This window comes from Anaerocolumna sp. AGMB13025 (assembly GCF_029689925.1).
In the GTDB taxonomy this organism is placed as follows: Bacteria; Bacillota; Clostridia; order Lachnospirales; family Lachnospiraceae; genus Anaerocolumna.
Map to the genome: position 1 here is coordinate 6,762,486 of NZ_CP121445.1, position 25,687 is coordinate 6,788,172.

A 25,687-nucleotide genomic window follows, 5' to 3' on the forward strand; every position below is an offset into this window, starting at 1 on the left:
TAAACACAAGCAAGCTTGTATTTACTCCATTATATCATAGTTTAGTTATAATAAATAGAAAAATTTTTTGGGTACTTACACCTTTGTACCGGGCTTTTTCATATCGTTTATAATTTCATATAAAACTTTATCAATATTGTGATTTTCATACCGTTTCTTAATATTTAGTTTATTTAGATTTTCTTCTGAAAAATCTTCCTCATCTGCTAAATATCTACGGCAGAGTTCTGCATACTTAGGTTTTACCTGGCTCTGTTCCCGCTGCAGGGCCCGTTGTAAGCGGATTCCATCCTCAACCTCAATATAGATGGGAACTACTGTCCCTTCTCCGTAATAATCTCTGATCTGTTCAAACGCTTCTAAGGTGCCAATCATAATATAATCCGAGCTGCCTAAGTCAATCTGTCCGTCATCCACAGTGAAATAATACCAAATGCCATGCATGGTATTGTAAGCACGGTGCTCAATTACTCTATTTTTTTCTTTTAATTCCTGTAACACATCTTCCGTGACGAAATAATACTCTACGCCTTCTGTCTCACCGTTTCGTATGGGTCTGGTCGTATAACCTGTTACGGATTTCAGATGAAGTTCTTTATTTTCTTTTAACCTCTTAAATACCGTATCCTTTCCCGTAGCACTTTTTCCCATAACCACATATAATTTGGACATATAACTATTTCCTTTCCTGTTCCAGATATATTATTTCATGAATTTTTTTCATAAATCTTTTTCATAATTTATTTCATTATTTATTTCTTGATTTATTTTTTGATTTATTTCTTGATTTATTTTTTGATTTATTTCTTGATCTATTTCTTGATTTTTTTCTTAAATTTTTTTCAAGAATTTTTACAAATATTATTTCAAATGCCAACTCTCTCTTCGTTTTAAGCTGCAACTACCTTTATGTATTTTCCCTCCATATCCGCCAAGCCCTGGAGTGATAACCCATCTTTTTGATACGTAAGAATCTCGGCTAAAAGACTGGCGCTGATTTTTTCTCCCGGCACCAAAAGGGGGATACCCGGAGGATAGAGATAGAGATATTCGGCAGATACCCTCCCTTCACTTATCTGTAACAGAATCCTTTCCTGGGGTTTTTCATAGGCCTCATGACATAACATTACCCGTTCTGTCTGGGTAAAACCAGAAACACTACTATTACTTATATTTTCTCCTTCTAGTTTATCACAGGTTACAAAAGACCGGTCCTTAACATGCTTTTTCGAATAATCGTTTCTGTCTATATTTTTATCGGAGGTCTTAAGACTTTTAAGAAGCTCCTCACCACATTTCCCATCCAGTTCCAGAAGTGCATCACCAAGGCGTTTAAAACCTTCGTTTGTATCACCTATACTGGTCATACCAAGAACATAGTCCCCAGATACCATTTCCATTTGAATCCGGTAAGTTTCTAACAGGCGGTTATATAACTCATTGCCGGTCAGGGCCGTTCCACGGACAGATATTGTTATTTTAGACGGGTCAAATTCATAAAAGCCATACTCCTTCACCCTCTTACGGGTAAGGATTTTCATATGTGCTAACTTCTCCATCCGGTTATAGAAAAATTGGAGCTGTTCGTTAAAGTTACTAAAGAGTTCCTCTTTTTGCTGCTCCAGTAAAGAGATGCATTTATCAATGCCTGCCATAAGGACATAGGACGGACTGGTGCTCTGATATATGCTTAAATACCGCTTAACCTCTTCATAATCCACCAGACTGCCATTTACATGAATTAAGGCTGACTGGGTAAAGGCTGGTAAGGTTTTATGGATACTGTGAATCACAATATCTGCTCCCAACGTTACCGAACCTGCCGGAAAGCCCGGGTGAAAACCCAGATGGGCGCCATGGGCTTCATCTACCATAAGAGGTATGTTGTACTGGTGGGCAATATCAGCTATGGCTTTTACCTCCGACAGAATTCCTTCATAGGTAGGTGAGGTAATCATGACCAGCTTGATATCCGGATATTTTATCAACATTTTCTCAATTTCAGCCGGGGAAATTCCACCGTTTATCCCGTATTCCGGCAATTGCTGTGGATAAATATATACCGGGTTCAGTTCCTTTAGATAAATAGCATGATAGACTGATTTATGAGAATTCCTTGCTACTAAAATCCGATCCCCTTTTTTTGTACAGGCTGAAATACCAGTTAAAATACCTGCTGTACTTCCCCCGACTAAATAATTGGTATGGTCTGCTCCATAAAGTCTTGCCGCCCGTTCCATTCCCTTAAGCAGGACACCCTGTGCATGATGCAGGTTATCAAACCCCTCTATCTCCGTTATATCAATGGAATAAGGATCAACCATACGAATCAGCTCTTTATTTCTTTTATGACCCGGCATATGCATGGGGTAATAATCCCTCTTGCTGTATTCGGTTAACCTATCATATAAATTCATATCAGGATACTTCCCTTTCTATATTATTCGGCTCTCTTTCAGGTTTTATGAAACACTGTCTGAAATTTATTATTTTTATTTTACTCAAAGCAGACCTTTTATTCAATCTTTTTATGACAGAAGAAGCATAGAAATAAATATCAACATTTAAAAATTTTCCCATTTTCTTACTTAAACTATACTTTTGGGTAGTAGGTCACAAATTAGTAAGCTATTTCAATTTTAAAAAACATGGTTTATACTAATAATAAACCAATCAGGTAATTGGATCACTAAATAATCTAAGAATATATCCTACAATTAATAGAAATTTCACAGCTTCGGTTACCCTCCGGGCAAGATTCAGTTTCTAGATGGATTCCATGCAGGGTATTTAGATGTAATATTTTAGTCTCCTCAATTACCGAAACAAAAACATATAAAAATATGAGGTGTGATTATGAAAGTCTTACTTATTAACGGAAGTGCAAAGGTACACGGCTGTACGTATACTGCTTTAGAGGAAATTGTAAAAGAATTGAACAAAGAAAATATCGATACCGAGATTTTACACATTGGTAAAAATCCGATCCGGGGCTGTATGGCCTGTGGGGGCTGTTATAATGGCTCCGGTAAATGCATCTTTAACGATGACATAGTAAATGTTGCCCTGGAAAAGGCCAAAGAAGCCGATGGTTTTATCTTTGGTTCTCCGGTTCATTATGCCGGTGCTTCCGGTCATATTACTTCTTTTCTGGACCGCTTTTTCTACGCTGGTGACGGTTATCAGTATAAACCAGGTGCAGTAATCGTAAGCTGCCGCCGCGGAGGTTCCACCACTGCCTTTGACCAGCTAAATAAATACCTGACCATATCAAGCATGCCCGTTGTATCCTCTCAATACTGGAATATGGTACACGGCAATACCCCGGAAGAAGTAAAGCAAGACCTGGAGGGCTTACAGACTATGAGAACCCTCGGAAGAAACATGGCCTGGCTGTTAAAATCCATTCAAGCAGGAAAAGAAGCCGGCATACCCTTACCTGAAAAAGAAGAACGAATCGCCACAAACTTTATCAGATAAAAACAAAAGGTAGAAAACTATTAGTGCCCTAATAATACACAAAAACTTCCCAGTTTAAAAATACCAAAAAGGATACTTGATAAAATCAGCTACTGATATAAGTTTTTGAGTTTTTGAGCTGATTTTATCAAGTTTTCACAGCTAATATTCCTGCGAAGCAACAAACTCCCATTAACTGAAATACAAAATCTTCCCCTTCCCAAACCGCCTTTCTATTTCGCCTAAAAGCCAGGCTTCCCCCTCCGCCCTTAACTCTGGTCTGTAGCAGTATTTTCCCATACCTCTGCCGGTCATTCTATCCTGATCATATAAATCGATGGCTTCCGGAAACGCTTCGCTATTTATTTTTCTATGGACAAAACTATAGGTCATGAAAATGATTTCAATAAACATCTGCTTTTTCATTTTTTCTGAAAGCCCTTCCATAAGCTGATCAAGCAGTTCCGTATAAAGAGCCTTCCAGTCCTCTAACATTATTACTGGAGCAATCAGAATACCTACCTTATAATCTGCCTCCACCATTTTATTAATGGCTTCAATTCTGTGTTTTAAGGATGCTGTTCCCACTTCGGCGCTGCTGATAATCTGCTGAGGATTCACAGACATACGAAAAATCACACGTCCCTGATGGGATAAGGGTAACAGCGGCTCCACCATATTGAATTTGGTGGGAAAGGTCAGTTTTCCTTTTTTACTTTGTAAAAAATTCTCTATTGTCCAGGGAAGGTTTCCGGTAATGGTGTTTTCCAGTACCAGGTCACTGTTGCTGCCGATTTCAAACGTCAGTTCCCTGTCACTTTTATTGGACGTCCTTATCAGACGGTCCATCATCTGTTCCCTGTTTACAAAAAGCCTTAGATAAGAGCACTTATTATAATTGCAGACCAAATAGCAGTACAGACACATAGCAGTACAGCCAGACGACGTATAGGGAACCAGATAATCCGATACCTTGTGGTTTTCTGAATATTTATGGGTCTTTCTGATTCCTATAATCAGCAGTTGTTTCATACTGGCAAATTCTGAGTTCTCTTTTTTCCGAAGTTCCTCAATATTATTATGATTTTCAATCGGTTTCCATTCGATGTCGTGAAACTGTTCCTTAAGCTGATGCCCAAGGTCATAATCAAGTACTTCTGGTTCAAAATATATTTTATCCGGGCGCATTTTAGTTACCTCTTCTTTTCTGTGAAATAATCCTGATTTATAAAACAGATCAGATGATAACTATTATGAATAAAATTCTTGAAATTTATCATGGTAGGAGAAATTATTGAACAAATAATTTATAACTATAAATTCAAATGATTTTGTGTTAATAATAAATTTTTTTTTGAATGAATTGTTTTATATGATTTGTTTTGGATGGATTGTTTTGTATAAAGCGTTTTGGATAAAGTGTTTTGGATAGAGCGTTTTGGATAGAGCGTTTTGGATAAAGCGTTTTGGATAGAGCGTTTTGGATAAAGCGTTTTGGGTAAAGTGTTTTGTATGTATCCATTAATATATTTAGCTTAGAGATCTCTAACACCAAAAAAACACCACTAATTCACCCATATGGGTTGCTGCAAAAAATGTAAATGGCTACAGGTAACTTAGGACAGAGATTATGTCCGAGCTTCAAACTATAAGCTAAGTTCATTCACAATTTAATTTTGCAGCACCACAGGGTAGATCAGCGGTGCTTTCCATTTGTTATTTTTACAACTACCTTTATTCTTTTAAGGCACCATAATACCTATAAGAGGCTTCTACTTCATATATCCGCCCTTCATAGGGGATACGGCATGTTTGGCAAATAAGTTCAACACTCCGGATTTATATTTCTCTTCTTTGGGTTTCCAATCTTTTTTCCGTTCTGCCAGAACCCGGTTTACTTCTTCTAACGAACATCGTCTGCCATCTATACCAACAATCTGCAAAATCCGGTTCTCAATATCAATTTCAATTAAGTCATTTTCCTTAACCAGCCCAATGGGACCGCCTTCTGCTGCCTCTGGAGATACATGACCGATAGCAGGCCCTTTCGAGGCACCAGAAAAACGCCCGTCTGTAATTAAAGCGATGGATTTGCCTAGTTCTGGGTCTGAGGATATCGCTTCTGTGGTATAAAACATCTCCGGCATTCCGCTGCCTTTTGGACCTTCATAGCAGATAAGCACTGCATCCCCTGGCTTAATCTGTCTGTTTAAGATGGCTGCAATGGCATCTTCTTCACATTCAAAAGGTCTTGCCAGGAGAATGGCCTTATGCATTTCTTTTGGTACTGCGGAGTGTTTTACTACAGCACCTTCCGGGGCCAGATTCCCTTTTAAGATAGCAACTGTACCATCGGCTCCAATGGGATTATCAAAAGGACGTATAATATCTTCCTTTTTGCGTCCCACTTTCTGAAGATAGGAATAGCATTTCTCGTAATAACCGTTTTTCTTTAACTCCTCTAAATTCTCACCCAGAGTTTTACCCGTAACGGTCATAACCTCCAAATGGAGCTTATCCTTAATTTCCTCCATAATGGCAGGAACACCTCCGGCATAATAAAAATACTGAGCCGGCCATTTACCCGCAGGACGGATATCTAAAAGGTAGTGAGCACCCCGGTGAAGGCGGTCAAAACTGTCGCTGTTAAGTTCCAGTCCGAATTCCTTTGCAATGGAGGGCATATGAAGCAGGCAGTTCGTGGAACCGGAGATGGCAGCATGCACCATTACCGCATTCTCAAAGGATTTCATGGTAACCATATCCCTTGGTTTTAATCCCATTTTGGCTAAATTAACTACCTGTCTGCCGGCTTCTTTGGCATAAGTGTTCAGGTCTTCGCACATGGCAGGCATTAAGGCACTGCCTGGCAGCATAAGCCCTAATGCTTCCGCCATAATCTGCATACTGGAGGCCGTGCCCATAAAAGAGCAGGCTCCACAGGAAGGACAGGCATTATGTTTATAAAAAGTAAGCTGTTCTTCTGTTATTTCACCCCGTTGATACATGGCACTGTAAGCACCAATCTGCTCCAGGGTAAGTAAATCCGGGCCGGCATCCATAACTCCGCCTGTTATCATAATGGAGGGAATATTCACTCGTCCAATTCCCATCAGGTGGGCTGGTACCCCTTTATCACAGCTTGCCACAAATACGCTTCCGTCAAAGGGTGTTGCACCTGCATGAATTTCAATCATATTGGCAATGGTATCTCTGGACACTAAGGAATAATTAATTCCATCATGACCCTGAGCCATACCGTCACAGATATCTGTAGTAAAATACCTGGCGGCTTTTGCTCCCATCTCGGTGACACCTTCTGCCGCTGTGTCCACAAACTTAAGTAAATGTGCACTACCCGGATGGCTGTCTCCAAAGGTACTCTCAATCATAATCTGAGGCTTTGATAAGTCCTCAACACTCCATCCCATACCTCTTCGCAAGGGGTCCAGCTCCGGTGCTATCTTTCTTAACTTCTGACTGGTCAGATCTTCCATTTTTATCATACTGTCTTCTCCTCTGTCAAATGCTGCAAGTTGTTTTTATGTTGCTTCTTCTTTCTATTCATTATAGCAGACTGATTTCGGAATGCAAAACCAATCTTTTACTAATCGTCTTATAAAAGATTCTCTCAAATGTGATTTTTTTTAAGTAATTTTTCTTAAGAGATTTTTTTTAAGCGTTTTTTCTCTTAAGCAATTTTTTTAACGATTTCTATTTTAGTCGATATTAATTTTAATCGTTATTAATTTTTATAGATCTTGTCCAGGATTAACCTATATATTCAACCAGATGCTTCTCATTCAAAAACACTCCCTTAAACTTTTCCAACCCAAAACGCCTTACAAACCAGTCACACTTGCACAGGAATATGTAATAAATATTGAGTCCGCAGCCATTTAAGGTTTCAAAGTTTCCCTGGCCTTTGGATATAATTAGGTCTGCATTGTTTATTTTATTCCGGGCTTCGTCATCTATTCCCTCCAGATAAGTGCCGGGTACATCTGTACCGTTTCCAATAACCGGAACCAGTTCCTCAAGATGTATTAACTTTGCATCCTCTATAGTTGCATCATTTAGTATCGGTTTTCCACGGACGATAACCGTTATATTTAATTCTTCATAAACTTCTTTTATGGCTCTGATTAAAAGCTTGTCCAGTACAATCTCACCGCAGTTATCCGTTAGATAAACCAGTTCCTTTGCCGTACTCAAATCCTTTCTAAAGTCCTTATATTCTACTTTATCAATCAGCTCTCTGTCAGCATTACAAAGAAGGTTCTCTAACTTATCATTATCTATCGTTCCCATAGCCCCAAAATCAATATAATTGCCAACTCTGGCATATTTGATTGCTTCCAGTATATTGTCGTTTGAAGCCTTGATTTTTTCATAAAGTTCAGTTTCCTTTTCAAGGAGTAACTTATTATACATTTCTTTTAATTTATCAAAGCTATAGGTGGTTTTAAAATACTCCTGATGGAGTCTGTTTATCTCTGCCGTTATTACCGGTGCGGTTGCATATTCTTCCGCTTCTGAAATAATCTTAAGAACTTTTTTAAAGTATTCTGCCTTGTTCTCCTCCTCCGTGTATTTTTCCAGGTTCTCTACCTGCCTTTTTATCATACAATGCATACAATCGATACCAATTTTCATATAACTCCCTTCTGTGCGCTCCCATGTATTTACTAAAATATTGTAAATATAATTATCCAACTCTTTACTTTTTAACCCAAAGCCCTTGCGTACTACTAGTCCGCTTTTAATACTGAGCCCTGCTGCCAATCCCAAGGCTTGGAATTTTTAACTGTCCCATCAGAAATTAAAAGATAATTTGATATTAAATCAATTAATCAATGACTTACTATAGTTTACCATATTGATTTTAATAAGCAATTTGAAATTATATTAGGTAAAGTAAAAACAATATATTTTATGAAATAGCCATGATTCATTGATATATTTATGTGTTTTGGTAAATGATAATAGTTACAATAAAATAATAGTTACAGTAGATGTAAAATCAGCTCTCATTTACTGACTATACTTGATAAATACTTATATCTTTTAACTCAGACTCTGCAAATTAGAAACTAATTAATAATAAAATCAGCTAAAAATCTGGTGTGAGAACAAAATTTATGCTTTCTTATTTACGTCTACTACTGATTTGATCTGGTATACCAAAATAAAAAAACTACGATGTTTGAGAATATAAATTTAATCTGGAAGCTCAGGAGCAATTACTATGGAAAAACATTATTTTAACCGAGAATTATCATGGCTGGCATTTAATAGAAGGGTTTTAGAAGAGTCCACCGATCAACGTATTCCATTGCTAGAACGATTAAAGTTTCTTTCTATTTTTGCATCTAACCTGGACGAATTTTATATGGTGCGGGTTGGTAGCCTGTTTGCACAATCCCTCCTTGATAATATGACAACGGATAACAAGACCCACTTAACCCCCTCCGAACAAATTCAGGCAATTAATGAAGAGGTAAAAAACCTGTACCACCAAAGGGATGTGGCTTATACCAATATTATGGATGCCTTATCTGTTTTGGATTTAAATCATATAAAAACCAAAGATATGAACAAAACTTATAAAAAGGATGTAAAAGATTATTTTAAGAGCCACATATCCCCCCAGCTTTCCCCCCAGATAATTGATGCAAAGCATCCCTTTCCCCATCTTGAAAACAAAGCCCTCTATATCGCGCTGCATTTATATTCGGATAAAGGCGAAAAATTTGGTATCATACCGGTTCCCAAAGATATACAACGGGTTTATATACTGCCTGACGGGAAAAGCTTTTTGCTGACAGAAGATATCCTTTTGCTCTATTCTCATCTTATATTTAAAACCTATAAAGTCCATAACAAAGCTGTAATCCGGCTGACCCGGAACGCAGATATTGATATTACGGATGATTTTTATGACGAGGATACGGATTACCGTGCCTTTATGCAGAATATAGTAAAAGCACGGGGAAGACTTCATCCCGTGCGATTTGAAATCAGTTGTAGCGAAGACAGTTCTATATTAGACTATTTTTCTGCTAAACTAAACCTGAAAAAAAACCAGTGCTTTAAGATAAACTCCCCCCTGGATCTAAACTTTGCCCGGATACTGGAAACCATATGCAAACCGGAGATAAAACGAAGTCTGCTTTATCCCCCAATCAGACCACAATGGCCCGTTCATTTTCCCCACCGGAATATTATCAGCCATGTAATAAAGGAAGATTATATATTATCCCTACCTTACGAAAGTTTCCGTCCCCTGTTAGAGCTTATCCGAGAAGCGGCTGAAGATGAAAGTGTTGTATCCATCAAAATCACTTTATACCGGGTTGCTTCCCAATCCCAGATTGTACAGCATCTTTGCACTGCCGCAGAAAACGGCAAGGATGTAACCGTAGCCATGGAGCTGCGTGCCAGGTTTGATGAGGAAAACAATATTCTCTGGTCCAATCTTATGGAGGAGTCCGGCTGCAAAATCATATACGGCATTGAAAAAGTGAAAGTTCACAGTAAAATTCTTTTGATAACCAGAAAGAGCCAGGATAACTTTGATTATATTACCCATATAAGCACCGGGAATTATAACGAGCTTTCTGCCAGGCAATATACGGATATCGGTATCATTACCGGTAACAGGGAAATCGGCACCGATGCCTTGGCCTTCTTTAATAACCTGGCCATATCCAATCTGGAAGGAGAATATACCCATCTGCTGGTTTCACCGTCCAGCTTAAAAAGCGGAATCATAGATCTGATAGAGGAAGAAGCCGAAAAAGCTTTAAATGGAGAAACTGCAAGGATTATTGCTAAAATGAATAATTTAACAGACAAGGAGGTTATAGACTCCTTTATAAAAGCCGCAAAGGCTGGGGTAAAGATCAGCCTCATTATCAGAGGTATCTGCTGCTTAAGACCCTGTAGCGAAGACCAGACGGATTCTATTGAGATAATAAGCATCGTAGGCAGATATTTGGAACACTCCAGGATCTATTGTTTCGGTGAACGGCTAAATGCCAGGATTTATATTTCCTCTGCCGATATGATGACCAGAAACACCGAGAAAAGGGTAGAAATTGCTGCCCCTGTCTTAAACCGGGATATCTCTGTTCGAATCTATGATATGTTAGATATCATGCTAAGAGATAATGTGAAAGCAAGAGTGCTTATGCCTGACGGCACCTACCAATACAAACATACAGAAGCGGAACCTGTGGACAGCCAGATGTACTTTTTTGAAGAATCCTATTTGAATAACAACTATAATCCGGACTGATGCAAATTGCCGAATACTAATCTTGGAGATACCGGTGTAAATTAGTGACTGAATTCTGGGAGAAGCCGGTGTATATTATAAAACTAAGCTCCTGGGATAGAAAATATATTTATAAAAAAAGTGGCAGGTTGCCTTCCTTTTCACTGCACTCGCATAGCATATCTAATAATGCGTCAGCCGGACGCCATCACATCGTGATGCCTTAATAATTGTCTCAATACTTAACAGGTTTAATTAGTACGCCTTTTTGTAACAGGTAGTAATTTTAAATAAAAATAGCCCTTAGGATGAACTAAGGACTATTTGTTATAATATATTTATAAATCGAATAAAAACAATTGAGCCATACTGCCTAAATCATATTTGTTTGATAATTGCTGTATTCCCAGTTTTACTTCGTCCCGGCTAAAGCCATGTTCCTCTAAGAATTCGGTACTTTTATCATTTAAAAAGGAATAAAATAAAAGTGACACTTCTAAGTTTTGCATGCTTTTCTCTTTTGTAAGATCATATAATTTATTTTCCGCTTCATTAATATAGCCGGAATCAATCAGCTCCAACAGGTTATTCAGTTCCGTTTGAGCTTTTTTATCCTCCAGTAATTCTGCGGATGGTGATTCAGTATCTATATTAAACATTAACTTTAAAACTACTCTTATTATCTCCTTGATAAGGCGCATAATATAATCCTGTTCAAACATAGGATGAACTCCTTTCTGCATTTCTTTCCATTTGCAGAATGGGGTTCAATTATCTAAACGCACCTTCAAAGAAACAATCGTATTACTCGGGGGCAATCGAAAAACGTAGCTGCTAAATCTAATATATAAAATTATCATCAAGCTTATAAACCAATAATTATATACATTAACACCCTTTCGATGCATCTTCTCGGTTAACTTTCTCGCTTCAATCAGGTGTTTTACTGCAGACCTATTCTCACAAATCACCGCGGCTTTTATCTCTCCAAGCAAACCATAGGTATTTATTATACCACTTGGGATTACTGTCATTGATATCGAAACAGTAAATAGCCATATATATAATAGTGTAATCCGATTTCTCTTCTCCAAAAAGCCACCTCCGGTTTTAACCGTTTAATACGTCAACATTACCGTTTTCCTTCACTGCCTTCAATTAAGATATAACCCATATTATTATAGGTAGGTATAATAAGTCCAATCTCCCTGCCTTTTATATACTAATCCTTCGTATGAACCGACTGTCCGAAGTTTTTAACAAACGCTTCAACAAATGGTGTGTTCTCTGCCATATCATCAAAATTATTCTCTACAACTATAAAATTTGTATACAAATGATTTTTTATAAAAGACTAATTAACCTTAAGAAATGCTCTAAGCTCCATTCTATATTGTCTAAATTTACATTATCACTTTATACTATAATTTTCAATACTATTAGCTCTGAGCAAACTGCTTAAGGGACTTAAATCTCATCTGTTTATAACCCAACCCTTTCGCAGGTTCAACTTACCATGGATGTTTTTGTAGATTATGAGTCCTGACTACTTAATCTGAAATTCCCATGCTAATGAGTTTTTTGTACGGAAGGCATAAAAAAAGCTGCCTGCCATTAGCAGATAGCCACAATACGTAAATTCTTAAATTTATCCATACCTCATTATCTATCTTAACACATCTTTAAAATAAAGTCTAGTAATATTTTTGTTATTCTATATAATAGACTTTGCAACTGATAAACAGCGGATAACGGCAGTTAAAACCGTCTGTATGCAAGAACAAAGATAGCTTTTGCAAGACAGCGAAGTTAATGTGCCGAAAAAAGGAGGTCACCAATATGACAAACCAGACAGAGCGTCTTCTGGAAGAGCAATATTTGAATCATTGCATCGGTATCATTAAAAAAAATATTGATGAATATAAGAAAGACATTGAAGTAATGAGTGCAGACATTAAAGACATGTATGATCGGTATCGGCAGGATGATCCGGAAATATTTACGGAATTGTCAAACACCATCACTATGAATGAGAATATGAAAATAGCCCTTCATAAAAATCAGCGGGCTTTGATAAAACCTTATTTTGGGCGGATTGACATTAAAGACCATACCCAGAAAGAAGAGACCTTCTATATAGGAAAAGGCGGAGTTATGAAGGACACCACCACCATCCTGGTTGTCGATTGGCGGGCTCCGTTGGCCAATGTTTATTATGAAAATGGACTCGGTGAATGCTCCTATATAGCTCCGGATAAAGAAACGATTACCATCGATCTAATGAAAAAACGTACCTTTGAAATTGCAGGAGAAAAGCTACTTGATTACTTTGATACCGAAGTAGTTACCAATGATGAACTGCTGACAAAATATTTGGCTAAGAACAAAGAAGCTGTTCTAGGTGAAATTATAGCAACCATTCAAAAGGAACAAAATGACATAATAAGAAAATCCCCCTATCGCAATATGATTGTACAAGGAGTTGCCGGAAGTGGAAAAACCACCGTAGCAATGCACCGAATCTCCTATATCCTATATAACTATGCAGAGGATTTTAAACCAGAAGACTTTTACATTATTGGCAGTAATCGTATTTTGCTGAACTATATTACTGGTGTGTTACCTGATTTGGATGTATATGGCGTGAAGCAAATGACCCTGGAGCAGCTCTTTATCCGTTTGTTATATGAAGATTGGAATGAAAAGAAATACAAAGTGATTCCATGTGATAAAAAGAGCTATCGCAAAGGAACCTATGATTGGTTTCATGCTTTAGAAGAATTCTGCTTCACGTTAGAAGCGAGCGTGATTCCACAAGAGGATATCTATCTGGATGACAAGCTGCTTTACTCTTCTGAGCAGATTAAAGGATATATTGAAGAAGGTAAAAGATTATCCATACAATCAAAAATTGACGGGTTAAACCAACGTGCGTTAAACAAGCTTAAGAATGAGATTACTGGTAAGGAAATTAGTTACACACCGGAAATGAAAAAACAGTTAGTGAAAGATTATACGAAACGGTTTGGAGAAAAGAAATGGAAGGGTTCCATATTTGATTTATATCGTGAGTTTCTGATAACGCAAAAAGAAATATGGCATGAGGATATGGCAATACAAGAGATTAATGTATCTTCTAAGGAATTTGATGTATATGATTTAGCTGCACTGGCATATTTGTATAAACGTGTGAAGGAAACAGACCCTATCCGTGAAGCACACCACATTGTAGTGGATGAAGCACAAGATTTTGGCATGATGGCCTATGCGGTTTTGCATTATTGTATTCCAAGTTGTTCTTTTACTATTATGGGTGATGTATCACAGAACATTCACTTTGGATATGGGCTCCATGACTGGGAAGAATTAAAGGACCTCATATTAACAGACCGCTTTGACAACTTCGGAATATTATCTAAGAGTTATAGAAATACCATTGAGATATCTAATTTTGCACAGAAAATATTACAGAATGGCTCATTTTCCAGTTATCCCATTGAACCCATTATACGACATGGAAACAAAGTATCTGTAACTGAATGCAAGGATGAGAAAGATATGTTAAACCAATCCGCCGGGATTATTAAAAAGTGGCAGCAAGAAGGCTATGATACCATTGCGGTAGTATGCAGAGATGCTGTGGAAGCCGGGTTTGTAGCTGAACATCTTGGTAAGCGTATTACCATAGAGGAAAGCGATCTGGAAAAAGCAGAATTTAAAAAAGGAGTTATGGTGCTTCCGGTTGAGTATACCAAAGGACTGGAGTTTGATACGGTTCTCATTTATAACCCAACCAATAACCACTATCCAAAGGACGATGGCCACGCCAAGCTGTTGTATGTGGCGGCAACTCGTGCTTTACACGAGCTGACTGTACTTTATGCCGGGGATGTAACAGAATTATTGTAAAAAAATAAGCATCATATATGTGAAGAGTCATTATTGTATTAAAACTAAGATAATGACTCTTTACCCTGTGCTCAACTATCCGGTGGGATGATTACTACCTTGGGATATCATAGAAGAGTGTTATGATTTATTTATTTTCCATTGGGCTTTGCAGCTGCTATTTCTTCTAACGAAACTAACTCATTTAATAGTTGTTCTCTCATACGTATAATATCTGTGAATGGAATACATGTACCTTGTTCTGCTTTTCTTATTAACTTTCTAGCTTTTGCGTTAATTTTTCTTTTTAAGTCATTGGGTATTTTGACTGGCCTTAATGTATCAACATATGTATATTCATTTAATATATACTTTTCAATAACAGGACACATATTTTGTAAAAGGAATGCATTCTTGTCCCCCTTTAGATAACCAAAACTAATTTTGTCACATAATCCATATTTGTCTATAGATTTATTATATTAATTTTCAAATTTTTCGACCTGAAACGAAACTGTTATCATCCAGTTCCGTCTGCCAAACAAGGACTTTACATGCGCTTCAGGGGCTCGAACCCTGGACACCCTGTTTATTTCCTTTAATCAGTAATAATTCTGTTGGTTGTCTTCCACCTGCCACCTTCTCACCTCCTTAAAAATTTTTCAGTGGGGAATTTCCGCGCAAGAAAAGAGTGCCTGCGGTCTTACAACCGGAGGGCTAAAACTTTTCAGACACCCACCTGCCCTCGAATCTCCCTGTTCCACCTGTTCATTAGCTCGAATAGCTTCCCTGCGCCTTTCTCTTATCCTTTAAGTACATAGCACTTATTGTGTTATGGTTCTGGTTGGATAATGGTATCAGGTTTGTTATGTCTAATCTCCTGTTCCAATCTTCTTCCAGTTCTATTATGTGGTGTACCATCTCAGCATAAACGATTTTGTTATCAATATAGTAAGCGTATATGTCTAAGCCTTTGTACCGTGAAATAACAACCTGGCGTAAACTTATCCATTCACCTGAATGATAAAAGGCTGTACTTTGTTTATTCCTTAAGTATTTATCATAATGTCGGTTATTGCTTACCTTCTCTACTTCCCGCTTCATTATGCATTCACTCGCAATATGTTTGACCGGCATCTATTATCCTATGGCATTTAGGGCATATCTTTTTTAATGGCATTTATTACACTCCCTGTAGGGATTCAATCTCTAGCATTTTTATTAGGAATCGTCCTGATAAAGATTCCATTTCTTTCTTGATTTCTGCTGTTTCTTTATTACCTTTCAGCTTAATTAATTCATCCAGTATATCTGCCGCTTCCCGAAATGTATCCCTTAATTTTTTTAACTCCATATCTCTAACCTCCAGTCATCTGCTGCCGCACCGGCTACAACGTTTATATATTGGCATCTTATCACCACCTGAACTGCATAATAAAAGCACCTAGTTTCCTAGATGCCTTATTATAATTGTTATATATTCATTTTGTTCATAAGTGCTTCTTGCAGCACTTGAGAAAAATTAATATTTTGTTTCATGGCTGCTTCATTTAACCATGACGGAATGCTCAATGTTTTTTTAACGGCTCTTGATTCATTCTTTTTTAAATACTCTAACATGTCAAATTGAATTACAACTACGTATTGGTTATTATCTAGTTGTATATCCTGTGGTTTAGAAGGTTTTGGAATAGTTAAATTATTATCCTGTAGATATGACAGTGTTAATCCAAGCGCATCAAATGCCATGTCATATGTTTCTTCCACTGTCTCGCCTTGCGTATTGCACCCTTCGATATCAGGAAAAAAAACTGAATATCCGCCTTCTTCCTCGACTTGAAAAATAGCCGGATAAAATAATTTGTTCATGTAATTACCTCCTATGTTATATATTTCTATTGTTTAACAGGAGCAAGGGCTTTTATTTCAGCCCTGCATCCTTTAGGATTTTTTGTTCCGTCCCCTTTTTAAGGTCTTTGCAATGATAAGGAACTGTTGTACATCTGTTAGTTTCTGGATTCTTAAAGAATTTATGTGAACCATCTTGCCTATCTTCGTAAAATCCATTTTGTTTTAACAGTTTTATCATTTGCTTTGGTGTCATTGGCATCTTTTGTTATCCCCTTTCCTTATCATGTACTTATTATAACACGTACTATTACGTATTTCAATATATTTATTACGTATTTTTACGTATATTATTAAGTCTTTGTAAATTCAAAGGCACCCATCTGTTGCCTGAGTGCCTTTAATTGGTTTCTTTGTTATATATTTGTACGAAAAAAACCGGAAACCCTTGATTTTAAGCATAAAAAAAGCCCTAACCCAGCAGCTCTTCCGTCTGCCAAACAAGGACTTTACATGCGCCTCCAGGGGCTCGAACCCTGGACACCCTGATTAAGAGTCAGGTGCTCTACCAACTGAGCTAGAAGCGCTTACGTTATGTCTTGAACGCAAAAATCATTATACTTTATAGTTTAACAAAATGCAAGCATATTTTTATATTTTTTTAAGATTTTTTAATATTTTTAATAATTTGTAAAAAATATGATAATTTTCGACCTTTTGAAACAAATAAAAAACAGAATAAATCCTGTGAAAAATAAGTTAGCAGCAAAGAAAACGAATCAAAACCTTAATAGTAATATAATGGTCCGGCTTGTTAGACTTACAGCACCGGACCATTATAACTCCTACTATTTATACTTATCTAACTTATCAACCACGGCCGATTTTGGAACTGCCCCAACGATGTTTTCCACAACCTCACCGTTTTTAACAATCAATAAAGTTGGTATTGACATTACCCGGTATTTACTGCTGATAGCCGGAGATTCATCTACATTTAGTTTGCCTACTTTAACAGCTCCTGCATATTCTTTTGCTATATCTTCAATAACAGGTGCCATCATCTTACATGGACCGCACCAGTCTGCGTAGAAATCCACCAATACCGGCATCTCCGATTTAAGTACCTCTGTTTCAAAATTTTCATCCGTAAATTTTAGTTCCATGATTTTTTGTTTTCCTCCTTCGAATCTGTCTTATATAAATCATTACCTCTCCTGTTATATAGAATGCCTCCTGCAAAATAAGAATATGCAAAAATAAGAAATATAAAATATCCACTAGATAAATCCATTTTATTGTCAGTCTTTTGGTTTTGATTTGTTCTTACCAAGCATTGCAGCAACTTCATCCCAGGACCGTTTTATCTGTATCGCTTTTTTATTCAAATCTACATTTTGACCAAGGGCTTTCGAGAGCTGATATTTTATAGATTTTTTCATACCGCTTTACCTGATTCCTATTATTCTTGATATATGTTATTACCAAAAACAGAACAATATCACCATATCACCGTGTTCAAGCAGATAATTTTCTAAAACTGCTCTTACCGGAAAGCCTCCAGCCTGTGAATCGGATTTCCCATCGCCGAAAATTTCTCTTCATACTCCGTCATAACATTACCTTTAACAAATTCACTATGATGCAGGTCATGGGTATAATTACGAAGTTTCCAGCCTGCCACTTCCACTTGCTCTAAGGAAAATTCAAACAAACCACTGTTATCCGTTTTAAAGATAACCTCGCCGTCTGCTGCCAGGAATTTATCATATCTGGCTAAGAATTCCTTAGAGGTCAGCCTTCTTTTCGCATGGCGGTCTTTCGGCCAGGGATCGGAAAAATTCAAATAAATCCTTGCTACTTCATTGGTATCAAAGATATCATTAATATAATCCGCATCAAACCGGATAAGCCATAAATTGTTTATCTCCAGTTCCTTTCTTTTCTCCACGGCACGTATTAAAACACTGGAATATTTCTCAATGCCGATATAATTAATATCCGGATTTTCCTGTGCCAGCTGAATTAAAAACTTTCCTTTTCCCATACCAATTTCAATGTGCAATGGGTTATCATTTTTAAACAATTCTCTCCACTTACCCTTATAATTCTCCGGTTCATGCACTACAAATTCATTTTCGGCAATTATTTCCCTGGAGCCTGTTACATTTCTTAATCTCATAGAGTTACCTTACCCTTTCACATTCCGCGACAGGGCTGCTCCTGCAGCCGCTAACGCTTTCTCTATTCGAAACCGGTTTAAACACCGATTGTCTATTCAGCAAATAAGCTGTTTTATCCGTTTTACATTATAACACAGAGTATAGCAAAAACAATTCTTAAAATGCTTAAATATCAATATTTCACCTTTTATCTTTTTTGAAATACCAAATGAAGTGAACTGTTTCCGCCATGCCTAACTACCAAAATCATAAAATCAAACGGCTAACAAAACATCAAACGATCATCAATTAAGATAATATTTGATAAATCCATCCCGCAAGTAACTTATTTACAATATTTTGTATATTTTTACTATAGAAATTTTAGTAAATTATAGTAATATATAGTTAGGGTAATCTTACTAATCTAGGCTACCTCTTATAAATTGATAATTTTTAGTTCTTATGCAGACAGATGCAGATAGGAGTTATTATGGAACGTGTTATTAATCTATTATATGATATAGAGGAAAAAGCGAATCAAATTGTAAAACGGGCTAATGAAGAAAAGGCAACCCTTTACGACAAGCTTCAAAAAGACATGGAGCAGTTCGGACGTGATATCGAAACCGGTAACAAAACCAAACTGGAACAGTTAAAAGTACAGCTTGAAAAAGATTTAAACCTCGAAAAACAATCCTATCTTGATGACTGTCTAAAACGCCTTGACAGCCTGGAAGCAGATTTCCTTACCAGGCACACTCTTCTGGCAGAGGAACTCTTTAGGCAAATCATAAAATCTTAGATCACAGGGGGAGCTTATGGGTAATTTATTAACGTACAGCGGAATTATTACCAAGGTAAGGGCAATGGAAGCAAACCTTATTTCTACCGAAGAGTATAAGCTTATTGCTGAGTTTGAAACCACGACAGAGTTTTTTACCTTTCTTAAGAATCACCCGGGTTACTGTGAGATATTTAACCGCTATGATGAACATGGATTACACAGAGGGCAGGCTGAAGGGATATTTATCAATGCGTTATACCTGGATTTTACTAAGCTATATGAATTTGCCGGTATACAACAACGGAAGCTATTAGATTTTATTTTTTTCCGTTATGAGGTTACTATATTAAAAGCCTGCCTTCAAATGGTTTATGCCAGCCACGAAGATTACAACCTTGATTTGTTCACTGTCTTTTTTACCCGCCATTCAAACCTTGATGTCAAAGCCCTGGCTGCCTCCCATTCCATGGAAGAGTTTATTAACAACTTAAAAGATACCAGGTACTATCCCCTTTTTTCTAACCTATCAAATACTCCGGATATAACCACTTATACGTACCAGATGCAGCTGGATATATATTATTTTAAGAAAGCCTGGCAGTTAAAGGATAAATTACCAAAAGGCGAAGACCTGACCGCTTTTACAAACTGCCTGGGTACAGAAATCGATCTAATGAATCTTTTGTGGCTGTATCGTTTTATAAAGTTCTATTCCTTGCCTTCTGCCGACCTATATGCCTATGTTATACCAATAACCTATAAGCTTACCAGAGAAAAATTAATGCAGCTTATGGAAACTACCTCTATGGAAGAGTTCCTGGCTGTGATAAAAACTACTTATTATGATAAAATAAGCTCTGCCGTAGAAGACGGTTCTATTGAAATTACCTGCGAAAAGCAGATTGCCCGACTATATAAAGACAATATGCTTTTGTATCCCGCCTCTATGTCACCGGTGAATTGCTATCTGTTCCAAAAACAGAATGAAATCAGAAAACTGACCACTGTCCTTGAATGTATACGTTATAAGTTAAGTCCCCAGGAAACTTTAAACTATGTATTTCCATAATTTATCACAGAGGTGAATCTATGATTGAGAAAATGAAGTTTTTAAGCATAACCGGACCCAAAAGTGATTTTGACCGGGTAGTAAGTGTATATCTGAGTAAATATGAAATACATTTGGAAAATGCCTTGTCTGAGCTTCGTTCCGTCCACGATTTAAAACCTTTTATCGAGGTGAATCCCTACAAAGAAGCCTTCTTAAAAGCCGAAGAATTATCAGAAAAACTTGACCGGAAAGTGTCCCTTTCCCAAAACTCCCTGACTCCTAAAGCTGCTGCAGAGCTGGTAACCTCTATTGCTTTAGACCTTAGTGTCTTAGAGGAAAAGAAAACTGCCTTAAAAGAAGAGCAAAACCACCTAAGGGATCTTCTTGCTAAAATACAGCCCTTCATACATCTGGATTATGAAATTAATAAAATACTAGACTTTAAATTCACCAAATTCCGCTTTGGCCGGATATCCCACGAATACTTCACCCGATTTTCCAAATATGTATATGATAACTTAACAACCCTGTTTTTTGAATGCGACAGTGATGCCGAATACATCTGGGGGGTTTATTTTGTTCCTGCTGCCTACTCCGTCAAAATAGATGCGATCTACTCCTCTCTTCATTTTGAACGGATTTACCTTCCGGCCGAGTATGAAGGAACGCCGGAAGAAGCTTATAAGATAATCAGTGCCAAGTTAGACACCATCACAAACGAAATAAAAGAAACTTCCTCTTTAGAAAAGGAAAAACTGATAAACAGATCGGAAGACATTCTGTCTGCCTATGAAACCTTAAGCATCTTTTCCAAAAATTTTGATGTCCGAAAATTAGCCGCCTGCACCAAATCCTCAACCGATAGCGACTTATTTTACTTTATCTTATGTGGATGGATGACGAAAGACAATGCCGTTTCTTTCTTAAGCGAAATCGAAGATGACCCTAATGTTTACTGCTTATCAGAAGATACACATGAAGATTTGCTGACAAAACCACCTACAAAACTTAAGAATATCCCTTTATTCAAGCCCTTTGAAATGTTTATAAAGATGTATGGTCTTCCTGCCTATAACGAGCTTGACCCAACTTCCTTTGTTGCAATTACTTATTCTCTTTTATTCGGCATAATGTTTGGAGATGTGGGGCAGGGGCTTTGTTTAGTAATTGGCGGCGCATTCATCTATAAGTTTAAGAAGCTGAACCTGGCTGCCATCATATCCCTTGCCGGCGTCTTTTCCACCCTTATGGGCTTTTTATATGGAAGTGTGTTTGGATTTGAAGACCTTATTCCCCATCTTTGGTTAAAACCTATGGATAATGTAATGACCATACTGCTGACCGCCGTCGGTTTTGGAGTCATATTAATCCTTCTTTCCATGATTTTAAACATCATAAACGGAATCCGCTCCAAAGATACCGAAAAAATCTTCTTTGATACCAACGGCATCGCCGGTCTGGTATTTTACGGTGCCGCTATCACCTGTGTCTTGCTGATTGCTTCCGGAAAACCCTTGCCTGCTGTACTCTTGCTGGTTCTGTTCTTTGGAATACCTTTGATCCTGATATTTTTCAGAGAACCCTTAGCCCATTTGGTGGAGAAAAAAACAAAGATATTTCCGGATAATAAGGCTATGTTCTTTATTGAAGCTTTCTTTGAACTGTTTGAAATTTTACTGTGTTATGTAACAAACTCTATCTCCTTCCTGCGTGTGGGGGCTTTTGCCTTAAGCCACGGGGCCATGATGGGTGTGGTAATGTTACTGGCACATGCGGAATCCGCCGCCCCTAACATAATAATATTAATTCTAGGCAATGCCTTTGTGGCGGGTATGGAAGCCCTGATTGCAGGAATTCAGGTCCTCCGGCTGGAATATTATGAGATGTTCAGCCGTTTTTATAAAGGCACCGGAAAAGTATTTAAACCATATAAGAATAAATAATAATTTTATTAGGAGGAACTTATCATGATAGTAAAGATACTTTTGGCAGTAACCTTGATCTTAAGCATTATCCTTCCCTTTGGTGCCTTTTTATTGGGAGAAAAGAAAAAAGGTCATTTAAAAGCCGCTCTGGCCTGTAACGCCTTTTTTTTCTTTGGAACTTTAATCCTTGCGGATATATTGTTATTTACCGGTAAGGCATCTGCCGCCGAAACAGAGGCGGTTAACGCTTCGGCAGAAGGACTGCGTTATATTGCTGCGGCCCTTTCTACGGGTCTGTCCTGCATTGGCGGCGGAATTGCCGTAGCCTCCGCATCTTCTGCTGCCCTTGGTGCGTTAAGTGAAGATTCCAGTATCATGGGTAAAGCCCTTATATTTGTAGCTCTTGCAGAAGGAATTGCCCTCTACGGTCTCATTGTGTCTTTCACAATCTTGGGTTAACTAAGGATTTGGTTTACACTATATTGGGTTTACACTATATTGTGTATACACCCTTTCGGAGGTAACTTACATGCGTATGTATTTGATCAGTGATAACGTAGACACTTATACCGGAATGCGTCTTGCTGGAGTAAACGGAGTGGTCATTCATTCCAGGGAGCACTTAAAACAGCAGCTAGATTTCGTTTTGGGAGATAAAACCATTGGAGTCGTATTGATTACAGAAAAACTCAGTGCCGAGTTCCCGGATATTATTAATGATGTAAAATTAAACCGAAAGCTTCCCTTAATTGTAGAAATACCCGACCGACACGGTACCGGGCGCAAACCAGACTTCATTACCTCCTATGTGAATGAGGCCATTGGCATAAAAATATAAAGCAGAGGTGATTTCCTATGACTTTAGATGAAAAATTAGAGCAATTTTATCAGGCAGCAATTGAAAGCGCAACCAATCAAAACCTTCAGATAATAGAAGAATATAAAAAATCACTTCAGGTTATTTATGATAATTATAAAAATGAAGTACTTAAAAAAATAGAAAATGCATATCAGGAGGAATCCGAACGGCTCCTTCGGGAAAAAAACCGGGAATTGTCGAAAGAAGCAGTTAAATTAAAACAGAAGGTCAGTGAAAAGACCTCGGAATTAATAGGTAAACTCTTTCAGGAAGTTTTAAAAAAATTAACAGAGTTTAAGTCCACTCCTGAATACTTTGATTTACTGTGTAAGCAGATTAGAGAAGCCTTTGAATTTGCCGGCGGGAATTCTATGACCATATATCTGACCTCAGCTGACAGTAATCTAAAGTCTTCATTGGAAACTGCACTAAATACAACCCTTACCGTCAGTACTGAGGAGTTTGTCGGTGGCATCAAGGCCTTTATACAGGATAAAAATATTTTAATTGACAATTCCTTTGCTTCTAGAATAGAAGAATTAAAAAGTAATTTTTCCTTATAGCGTTGTATTACTTGTATGCCATATCAATCCAATATTGAAGATTCAAAACATCTATTAACTTAATTTAAGAAAGGAGTGTGCTCTCTCCATTATGAATACAACCGGAATAATATACGGTATCAACGGCCCAATTGTTTATGTAAAAGGCAGCCAGGACTTTAAGATGGGAGAAATGGTATTAGTAGGCCGACAAAATCTGGTGGGTGAAGTTATTGGTCTTGCAAAGAATGAAACCACAATCCAGGTATATGAAGAAACTTCTGGACTTAAGCCCGGGGAAGAAGTCAAGGGCACCGGTGCTGCCATCTCAGTTACCTTGGCACCAGGGATAATAAGCAATATTTTTGATGGCATTGAACGGCCCTTACTAGAAATCGCTGCCCGCTCCGGTGCCTTTATCACAAAAGGTATCACTGTGGATGCCCTTGATCCGAATAAACTGTGGAAAGTCCATATAACCGTAAAGCCCGGCGAGGAATTAAACGGCGGTTCCATTATTGCCGAAGTACCAGAGACTCCGGCTATCGTTCATAAAGCCATGGTACCCCCGGACATCTTTGGAATCGTTACGAAGGTTTCAACTGATGGCAGCTATACCATCAACGATCCGTTAGTAACCATAAGGACTCCTTCCGGAGAGGAAAAAGTACTGACACTTACACAAAAGTGGCCTATAAGAGTCCCAAGGCCGGTGTATAAGCGCTATGCCTCCGACCGGCCCTTAATAACTGGCCAGCGTATATTAGATACCTTATTTCCCATTGCAAAAGGAGGGACCGCTGCCATTCCCGGAGGCTTTGGCACCGGAAAGACCATGACCCAGCATCAACTTGCCAAATGGTCCGATGCAGATATCATCATCTATATCGGCTGCGGGGAACGGGGTAATGAGATGACCGAAGTCCTTGAAGATTTTAGTAAGCTTGTAGATCCGAAATCCGGTAACCCCCTATTAGACCGTACTACATTAATTGCCAATACCTCCAATATGCCCGTTGCAGCCAGGGAAGCCAGCATCTATACCGGTATTACTTTGGCCGAATATTACAGGGATATGGGATACCATGTAGCTATTATGGCAGACTCCACTTCCCGTTGGGCAGAAGCCTTACGAGAATTATCCGGTCGTCTGGAAGAGATGCCTGCCGAAGAAGGTTTTCCGGCCTACTTAGCTTCCAGATTGTCCGGGTTTTATGAACGTGCAGGTTTTATGGCGAATTTAAACGGCACGGAGGGCAGTGTCTCCATAATTGGTGCAGTATCCCCCCAGGGCGGTGATTTCTCAGAACCGGTAACCCAGAATACCAAACGTTTTGTCCGCTGTTTTTGGGCCCTGGATAAATCCTTGGCCTATGCCAGGCATTTTCCAGCAATCCAGTGGCTTACCAGTTACAGTGAGTACTTATCCGATTTGTCTCCCTGGTATACTGCTAATGTGGGTAGTGATTTTGTGGACTGCCGAAACCAGCTGTTAAGTATCTTAACTGAAGAAAGTAAGTTAAATGAAATTGTAAAATTAATCGGCAGTGATGTTCTGCCCGATGAGCAGAAGCTTGTACTGGAGATTGCAAAGGTAATCCGTCTTGGCTTTGTCCAGCAGAATGCCTACCATCCCTCCGATACCTTTGTTCCCTTACCAAAACAGCTTAAGATGATGCAGACCATACTGTACTTAAATACCAGAGCAAAACAGCTGATTGCCATGAATATGCCTATGTCCGTGTTAAAACAGGAAGATATCTTTGAGAAAATTATTTCGATTAAATATGATGTGGCAAATGACGAACTTCATAAATTTGATACTTATAAAACCATGATTGATGACTTCTATCAACAAGTTCTGGCCAAAAATGCATAAGGGGGAAT

At 38.0% G+C, this 25,687-nt stretch carries 23 protein-coding genes and 1 tRNA gene; 10 read left to right on the plus strand and 14 right to left on the minus strand.

Annotated features, from left to right (window positions below):
• Window positions 1–75: 75 nt before the first annotated feature.
• Window positions 76–672 carry a guanylate kinase gene (locus QA584_RS28335; protein ID WP_278272449.1) on the minus strand — a complete coding sequence of 199 codons (597 nt, stop codon included), beginning with the start codon at window positions 670–672 and terminating at the stop codon, window positions 76–78.
• 218 nt (window positions 673–890) lie between these two features.
• Window positions 891–2,417: an aminotransferase class I/II-fold pyridoxal phosphate-dependent enzyme gene (locus QA584_RS28340; RefSeq protein ID WP_278272450.1), complete on the minus strand. Its 1,527-nt coding sequence runs from the start codon at window positions 2,415–2,417 to the stop codon at window positions 891–893.
• 439 nt (window positions 2,418–2,856) lie between these two features.
• Between QA584_RS28340 and QA584_RS28345 the strand changes: the two genes are divergently transcribed.
• Window positions 2,857–3,480 carry a flavodoxin family protein gene (locus QA584_RS28345; protein WP_278272451.1) on the plus strand — a complete coding sequence of 208 codons (624 nt, stop codon included), beginning with the start codon at window positions 2,857–2,859 and terminating at the stop codon, window positions 3,478–3,480.
• Window positions 3,481–3,651: 171 nt separating this feature from the next.
• Here the strand turns inward: QA584_RS28345 and QA584_RS28350 are convergent, their stop codons facing one another.
• From QA584_RS28350 to QA584_RS28360, 3 genes are all read right to left on the minus strand, one after another.
• Entirely contained in the window at window positions 3,652–4,647 is a 996-nt protein-coding gene (locus QA584_RS28350) for an SPL family radical SAM protein (protein WP_278272452.1), read from the minus strand.
• A 584-nt stretch (window positions 4,648–5,231) separates the two neighbouring features.
• Window positions 5,232–6,956, minus strand: a complete 1,725-nt coding sequence (ilvD, locus tag QA584_RS28355; protein WP_278275249.1) for a dihydroxy-acid dehydratase — start codon at window positions 6,954–6,956, stop codon at window positions 5,232–5,234.
• 274 nt (window positions 6,957–7,230) lie between these two features.
• Entirely contained in the window at window positions 7,231–8,115 is an 885-nt protein-coding gene (locus QA584_RS28360; protein WP_278272453.1) for a damage-control phosphatase ARMT1 family protein, read from the minus strand.
• 592 nt (window positions 8,116–8,707) lie between these two features.
• On the opposite strand from QA584_RS28360, the gene ppk1 reads away from it, so the two are divergent.
• On the plus strand, window positions 8,708–10,759 hold the full coding sequence (ppk1, locus tag QA584_RS28365; protein WP_278272454.1) for a polyphosphate kinase 1: 2,052 nt from the start codon (window positions 8,708–8,710) through the stop codon (window positions 10,757–10,759).
• A gap of 317 nt (window positions 10,760–11,076) precedes the next feature.
• Here ppk1 and QA584_RS28370 read toward each other — a convergent pair whose 3' ends face one another.
• Window positions 11,077–11,460, minus strand: a complete 384-nt coding sequence (locus tag QA584_RS28370) for a DUF6483 family protein (RefSeq protein ID WP_278272455.1) — start codon at window positions 11,458–11,460, stop codon at window positions 11,077–11,079.
• 1,117 nt (window positions 11,461–12,577) lie between these two features.
• Here QA584_RS28370 and QA584_RS28375 point away from each other — a divergent pair.
• Window positions 12,578–14,647, plus strand: a complete 2,070-nt coding sequence (locus tag QA584_RS28375; RefSeq protein ID WP_278272456.1) for a HelD family protein — start codon at window positions 12,578–12,580, stop codon at window positions 14,645–14,647.
• Window positions 14,648–15,397: 750 nt separating this feature from the next.
• On the opposite strand, the gene QA584_RS28380 is transcribed toward QA584_RS28375, so the two are convergent.
• From QA584_RS28380 to trmB, 8 genes are all read right to left on the minus strand, one after another.
• Window positions 15,398–15,763 carry an HNH endonuclease gene (locus QA584_RS28380; protein WP_278272457.1) on the minus strand — a complete coding sequence of 122 codons (366 nt, stop codon included), beginning with the start codon at window positions 15,761–15,763 and terminating at the stop codon, window positions 15,398–15,400.
• A gap of 46 nt (window positions 15,764–15,809) precedes the next feature.
• Entirely contained in the window at window positions 15,810–15,980 is a 171-nt protein-coding gene (locus QA584_RS28385; RefSeq protein WP_278272458.1) for a hypothetical protein, read from the minus strand.
• A 119-nt stretch (window positions 15,981–16,099) separates the two neighbouring features.
• The gene (locus QA584_RS28390) at window positions 16,100–16,495 is read right to left on the minus strand and encodes a type II toxin-antitoxin system HicB family antitoxin (protein WP_278272459.1); all 396 of its coding nucleotides are present in this window, start codon (window positions 16,493–16,495) and stop codon (window positions 16,100–16,102) included.
• A gap of 52 nt (window positions 16,496–16,547) precedes the next feature.
• Window positions 16,548–16,736 (minus strand): type II toxin-antitoxin system HicA family toxin, encoded by a 189-nt coding sequence (locus QA584_RS28395; protein ID WP_278272460.1) that lies wholly within the window; start codon window positions 16,734–16,736, stop codon window positions 16,548–16,550.
• Window positions 16,737–16,988: 252 nt separating this feature from the next.
• Window positions 16,989–17,061 (minus strand) — tRNA-Lys (locus tag QA584_RS28400).
• A gap of 261 nt (window positions 17,062–17,322) precedes the next feature.
• Window positions 17,323–17,640: a thioredoxin gene (trxA, locus tag QA584_RS28405; protein ID WP_278272461.1), complete on the minus strand. Its 318-nt coding sequence runs from the start codon at window positions 17,638–17,640 to the stop codon at window positions 17,323–17,325.
• Window positions 17,641–17,775: 135 nt separating this feature from the next.
• Complete coding sequence (locus QA584_RS28410; RefSeq protein ID WP_278272462.1) at window positions 17,776–17,916, minus strand: hypothetical protein; 141 nt, start codon at window positions 17,914–17,916, stop codon at window positions 17,776–17,778.
• 104 nt (window positions 17,917–18,020) lie between these two features.
• The gene (trmB, locus tag QA584_RS28415; RefSeq protein ID WP_278272463.1) at window positions 18,021–18,656 is read right to left on the minus strand and encodes a tRNA (guanosine(46)-N7)-methyltransferase TrmB; all 636 of its coding nucleotides are present in this window, start codon (window positions 18,654–18,656) and stop codon (window positions 18,021–18,023) included.
• 473 nt (window positions 18,657–19,129) lie between these two features.
• Between trmB and QA584_RS28420 the strand changes: the two genes are divergently transcribed.
• The 7 genes from QA584_RS28420 (at window position 19,130) to QA584_RS28450 (ending at window position 25,679) form a co-directional block, all read left to right on the plus strand.
• Window positions 19,130–19,441, plus strand: coding sequence for a hypothetical protein (locus QA584_RS28420; protein ID WP_278272464.1), 312 nt, complete (start codon window positions 19,130–19,132; stop codon window positions 19,439–19,441).
• Window positions 19,442–19,457: 16 nt separating this feature from the next.
• On the plus strand, window positions 19,458–20,492 hold the full coding sequence (locus tag QA584_RS28425) for a V-type ATPase subunit (RefSeq protein ID WP_278272465.1): 1,035 nt from the start codon (window positions 19,458–19,460) through the stop codon (window positions 20,490–20,492).
• Between the two features lie 20 nt (window positions 20,493–20,512).
• Window positions 20,513–22,417 (plus strand): V-type ATP synthase subunit I, encoded by a 1,905-nt coding sequence (locus QA584_RS28430; RefSeq protein ID WP_278272466.1) that lies wholly within the window; start codon window positions 20,513–20,515, stop codon window positions 22,415–22,417.
• Window positions 22,418–22,441: 24 nt separating this feature from the next.
• A complete protein-coding gene (locus QA584_RS28435) occupies window positions 22,442–22,858 on the plus strand; it encodes an ATP synthase subunit C (protein WP_278272467.1) in 417 nt (138 codons plus the stop codon).
• Between the two features lie 70 nt (window positions 22,859–22,928).
• On the plus strand, window positions 22,929–23,237 hold the full coding sequence (locus QA584_RS28440) for a V-type ATP synthase subunit F (RefSeq protein ID WP_278272468.1): 309 nt from the start codon (window positions 22,929–22,931) through the stop codon (window positions 23,235–23,237).
• A gap of 17 nt (window positions 23,238–23,254) precedes the next feature.
• Window positions 23,255–23,821: a V-type ATP synthase subunit E gene (locus tag QA584_RS28445; RefSeq protein ID WP_278272469.1), complete on the plus strand. Its 567-nt coding sequence runs from the start codon at window positions 23,255–23,257 to the stop codon at window positions 23,819–23,821.
• A 91-nt stretch (window positions 23,822–23,912) separates the two neighbouring features.
• Complete coding sequence (locus tag QA584_RS28450) at window positions 23,913–25,679, plus strand: V-type ATP synthase subunit A (protein WP_278272470.1); 1,767 nt, start codon at window positions 23,913–23,915, stop codon at window positions 25,677–25,679.
• The last annotated feature ends 8 nt before the right edge of the window (window positions 25,680–25,687 follow it).

What these genes read in the sequence shown, in the direction of transcription:
- QA584_RS28335 (WP_278272449.1), bottom strand. Translation starts at nt 672, where the DNA reads ATGTCCAAATTATATGTGGTTATGGGAAAAAGTGCTACGGGAAAGGAT.
- QA584_RS28340 (WP_278272450.1), bottom strand. Translation starts at nt 2,417, where the DNA reads ATGAATTTATATGATAGGTTAACCGAATACAGCAAGAGGGATTATTAC.
- QA584_RS28345 (WP_278272451.1), top strand. Translation starts at nt 2,857, where the DNA reads ATGAAAGTCTTACTTATTAACGGAAGTGCAAAGGTACACGGCTGTACG.
- QA584_RS28350 (WP_278272452.1), bottom strand. Translation starts at nt 4,647, where the DNA reads ATGCGCCCGGATAAAATATATTTTGAACCAGAAGTACTTGATTATGAC.
- ilvD (WP_278275249.1), bottom strand. Translation starts at nt 6,956, where the DNA reads ATGGAAGATCTGACCAGTCAGAAGTTAAGAAAGATAGCACCGGAGCTG.
- QA584_RS28360 (WP_278272453.1), bottom strand. Translation starts at nt 8,115, where the DNA reads ATGAAAATTGGTATCGATTGTATGCATTGTATGATAAAAAGGCAGGTA.
- ppk1 (WP_278272454.1), top strand. Translation starts at nt 8,708, where the DNA reads ATGGAAAAACATTATTTTAACCGAGAATTATCATGGCTGGCATTTAAT.
- QA584_RS28370 (WP_278272455.1), bottom strand. Translation starts at nt 11,460, where the DNA reads ATGTTTGAACAGGATTATATTATGCGCCTTATCAAGGAGATAATAAGA.
- QA584_RS28375 (WP_278272456.1), top strand. Translation starts at nt 12,578, where the DNA reads ATGACAAACCAGACAGAGCGTCTTCTGGAAGAGCAATATTTGAATCAT.
- QA584_RS28380 (WP_278272457.1), bottom strand. Translation starts at nt 15,763, where the DNA reads ATGCCGGTCAAACATATTGCGAGTGAATGCATAATGAAGCGGGAAGTA.
- QA584_RS28385 (WP_278272458.1), bottom strand. Translation starts at nt 15,980, where the DNA reads ATGGAGTTAAAAAAATTAAGGGATACATTTCGGGAAGCGGCAGATATA.
- QA584_RS28390 (WP_278272459.1), bottom strand. Translation starts at nt 16,495, where the DNA reads ATGAACAAATTATTTTATCCGGCTATTTTTCAAGTCGAGGAAGAAGGC.
- QA584_RS28395 (WP_278272460.1), bottom strand. Translation starts at nt 16,736, where the DNA reads ATGCCAATGACACCAAAGCAAATGATAAAACTGTTAAAACAAAATGGA.
- trxA (WP_278272461.1), bottom strand. Translation starts at nt 17,640, where the DNA reads ATGGAACTAAAATTTACGGATGAAAATTTTGAAACAGAGGTACTTAAA.
- QA584_RS28410 (WP_278272462.1), bottom strand. Translation starts at nt 17,916, where the DNA reads ATGAAAAAATCTATAAAATATCAGCTCTCGAAAGCCCTTGGTCAAAAT.
- trmB (WP_278272463.1), bottom strand. Translation starts at nt 18,656, where the DNA reads ATGAGATTAAGAAATGTAACAGGCTCCAGGGAAATAATTGCCGAAAAT.
- QA584_RS28420 (WP_278272464.1), top strand. Translation starts at nt 19,130, where the DNA reads ATGGAACGTGTTATTAATCTATTATATGATATAGAGGAAAAAGCGAAT.
- QA584_RS28425 (WP_278272465.1), top strand. Translation starts at nt 19,458, where the DNA reads ATGGGTAATTTATTAACGTACAGCGGAATTATTACCAAGGTAAGGGCA.
- QA584_RS28430 (WP_278272466.1), top strand. Translation starts at nt 20,513, where the DNA reads ATGATTGAGAAAATGAAGTTTTTAAGCATAACCGGACCCAAAAGTGAT.
- QA584_RS28435 (WP_278272467.1), top strand. Translation starts at nt 22,442, where the DNA reads ATGATAGTAAAGATACTTTTGGCAGTAACCTTGATCTTAAGCATTATC.
- QA584_RS28440 (WP_278272468.1), top strand. Translation starts at nt 22,929, where the DNA reads ATGCGTATGTATTTGATCAGTGATAACGTAGACACTTATACCGGAATG.
- QA584_RS28445 (WP_278272469.1), top strand. Translation starts at nt 23,255, where the DNA reads ATGACTTTAGATGAAAAATTAGAGCAATTTTATCAGGCAGCAATTGAA.
- QA584_RS28450 (WP_278272470.1), top strand. Translation starts at nt 23,913, where the DNA reads ATGAATACAACCGGAATAATATACGGTATCAACGGCCCAATTGTTTAT.